Genomic DNA, 3,134 nt, shown 5'->3' on the forward strand with positions numbered 1-3,134 from the left:
ACCGGAGTGGAGATGGAGGCTTTGACGGCGGTTGCAGTGGCTGCCCTCACCCTGTACGACATGGCCAAGGCCTTGGAAAAGGCGATGGTGATCGAGAATATCCGCCTGTTGTGCAAGTATGGGGGAAGTTCCGGGCCTTCTGGGTTCGATCAGAATAGCCCGTCCCAGTGAGATGTTGAAGAGGTTGCACCAACCGGGAGGGCTTATCGGGATCGCGCTGCTGGCCGGGGTGCTGGCACTGCTCTGGCCAATGCTGCAGCGGGGCTACCCCATCACCCATTCCACCCACTTCAATCTCAATTGGGCCTTCCAGTATCAGCGCCAGTTTTTCGGCGGGCAGTTTTACCCCCGCTGGCTGGAGTATTCCAACTTTGGCTATGGCAACCCCACCTTTGCCTTCTATCCGCCCCTGTGTATGGTGGCCACTTTGCCCTTTCGAGCCCTGGGGCTGGACATGCTCGGCTCTTTGGTGGCCAGCATGGGCCTAGCGATGGCGGTCTTGGGGCTGGGGCTGTACCTTCTGCTGCGGCAGGTGCTTCCTTGGGCTTTGGCGCTGGTCTTGGCCCTGCTGAGCATGGCCGGCCCCTATTGGCTGGTGGATATCTACCAACGGGGAGCCATAGGGGAAGTGTGGGCCATTGCCGTCTCCCCCTGGATTTTCTGGGCCTCGCTGCAGACGATCTGCCGGCCCCAGTCCATCTGGCCGGTTGCGGCTTTGGCCCTGAGCTATGGCCTGCTGGCGCTGTCCCACCTGCCCACCTTGCTGGTGTTTACCCTGATTTGGCTGCCTCTGCCTTGGGTGTTGGGGGGAAGGGATCCCTTCTGGCCCAGGGTGGGGCGCTGCTACCTGGGGTTTGGGCTGGGGCTAGGGTGGACGGCGTTTTATCTGCTGCCAGCCTTTTGGGATCAGCGGCATGTCCAGGTGGATTTTGTCAACTTTGCCGACGAGTATACACCCCACCATCGCCTGATGGTGAGCGGGCTCATGCAGCTGCAGCCGCGCTGGACAGAGCACTGGTTTGAGAGCAACCTGGTGGGGTACTGGGTTTGGATGGCGGCGGTTCTGGGAGGGGTTGGGATCCTGGTTTTTTGGCTGGCCCGCCGGTCGGGGAGGAGTTTCTCCTGCCAGGAAAGTGGCGCTGCCGAATCTCTTGCCAGAGCCACCCTGCTCTACAGCCTGGGAGCCAGCCTGGTGGCGCTGCTGATGATGACGGATCTGCTGGCTTGGCTCTACGAGTGGGTTTTGCCCCTGCGGCGGATTCAGTTCTCCTGGCGCTGGATGGCGGTGACGGCGGTAACCGTGCCTTGGCTAGTGGGATCTCTAGCTGGGTGGGGATGGGGGCACAAGCGCTGGCGGCTCCCTTTGCTGGTGGGGCTCGGCCTGGCCATGGCAGTCCAAACCTGGCAGGGCTTGCAACTGGTGTCCAAAGCCGGCTTTGATCCGCCGCTTGTCCAAACTTTTCAAGAACTCGCTGCAGCCAAGCAGTTCCCCAACGAGCCCCAAGAGCGGCCGGGCATTGCTTTCTTGCACATGCACTGGCGCTTTCCCGATGGGCTGGCGCTGGTGGATGCGCTGGAATACCGGCCCCGCCAGGCGACGCTGCCCATGCCGCCCCCACAGGTGGATCCGCTGCTGCAGTGGCAAGGCGAGGTAGAGGATCCGGCGGCGCGGCTCCAGGTGGAAGAGTGGCGCTACGGCTACCGTCGCTTTCGGGCGCTTAACCCCACCGGTCAGGAGCAAGCTGTAGTCTTGCGCACGTTTTACTACCCCGCCTGGCGGGTACAAATTGATGGACGGTTCAGAGCTGCTGAATACAACGGGCCAGGGCTGTTGCAAGTGCGGATCCCGCCGGGGGAGCACCGCGTGGAGGTGCGCTACTTGGGCACGGCGGCGGACTGGCTGGGCTGGATCCTGACCGGCGTGGCAGGAGTGCTGCTGGTGGAGCTGCGGCGGCTGCTCCGTCTGTTGGGGTTGAGGACAACAGAGGAGGCAACACCATGTTGAGTCGCGTGGCCGATTCCATCTACTGGCTCAACCGCTACGTGGAGCGGGCCGAGAACATTGCCCGTTTTATCGATGTCAACCTAAACCTCATCCTCGACTCACCTAGTGGCACAGCTCAGCAATGGGATCCCATCATCTCCACCACTGGGGATCAGGAGCTGTTTTACCAGCGCTACGGCCAGGCGACCCAGGAAACGGTGATCCAGTTTCTGGCTTTTGATAGGGATTATCCCAACTCGATTTTTTCCTGCTTGCGGCTGGCACGGGAAAATGCCCGCTCTGTGCGGGAGATCATTTCTTCGGAAATGTGGGAGCGGGTGAATCGCTTCTACTTAATGGTGAAGGAAGCTGCTCAACAGTGGCCGCATCTGAGCCAGCTCCACGATTTCTTCACGGAAGTCAAGCTGGCCAGCCATCTCTTTGCTGGGGTGATGGATGCCACCATGACCCACGGGGAGGGGTGGCACTTTGGACAAATCGGCCGCCTTTTGGAACGGGCTGACAAAACGGCTCGCATTCTGGATGTTAAGTATTTTATTTTGCTGCCTTCTGTACAGGATGTGGGCACGCCCCTGGATGAATTGCAGTGGATTGCTCTCCTAAAGTCGGCCAGCGCTTATGAAATGTATCGAAAATACAGCCGCCAACACCGCATTAACCCTAGAGAGGTGGCCTCTTTCCTGATTTTGGATCGGCAATTTCCCCGCTCCATTCAGTTTTGTCTCATTCACGCCGATCGCTCCCTACACCAGATTACTGGAACCCCTGCTGATACTTGGCGGGATCCCAGTGAGCGGGCTTTGGGACGGCTGCGCTCTGAGCTGGATTATCTCACCATTGACGATATTATGGAGCAGGGCTTACACGAATTTCTCGACAAGTTGCAATTGCAAATGAATTACGTTGGCGATTGCATCTACGAAAGTTTCTTTGCCATTCGCCCTTTGCAGACGGCTGACCCCCCTCTGCTCCTGCAGCGCCAAGCTTAGCCGAAACCCCTCACCCCCAGCCCCTCTCCCAGAGGGATGACCCTCACCCCCAGCCCCTCTCCCAAAGAGATAGCCCTCACCCCCGGCCCCTCTCCCAAAGGGAGAGGGGGGTTAATCTCTTTCACGGCTGTTGTATGCTT

General features: G+C 59.6%; 3 protein-coding genes. All 3 read left to right on the forward strand.

Going from position 1 to position 3,134, the window contains the following annotated elements:
- A partial coding sequence (locus tag NW853_RS00110; protein WP_414347072.1) for a cyclic pyranopterin monophosphate synthase MoaC occupies positions 1 to 171 on the forward strand: 171 nt, incomplete at its 5' end.
- A 1-nt stretch (position 172) separates the two neighbouring features.
- The gene (locus tag NW853_RS00115; RefSeq protein WP_414347070.1) at positions 173 to 2,005 is read left to right on the forward strand and encodes a hypothetical protein; all 1,833 of its coding nucleotides are present in this window, start codon (positions 173 to 175) and stop codon (positions 2,003 to 2,005) included.
- Positions 1,999 to 2,994: an alpha-E domain-containing protein gene (locus tag NW853_RS00120; protein WP_414335413.1), complete on the forward strand. Its 996-nt coding sequence runs from the start codon at positions 1,999 to 2,001 to the stop codon at positions 2,992 to 2,994. Before NW853_RS00115 ends, NW853_RS00120 begins: the two co-directional genes overlap by 7 nt.
- Positions 2,995 to 3,134 lie beyond the last annotated feature (140 nt).

Source organism: Synechococcus sp. H55.11 (assembly GCF_047462475.1).
In the GTDB taxonomy this organism is placed as follows: domain Bacteria; phylum Cyanobacteriota; class Cyanobacteriia; order Thermostichales; family Thermostichaceae; genus Thermostichus.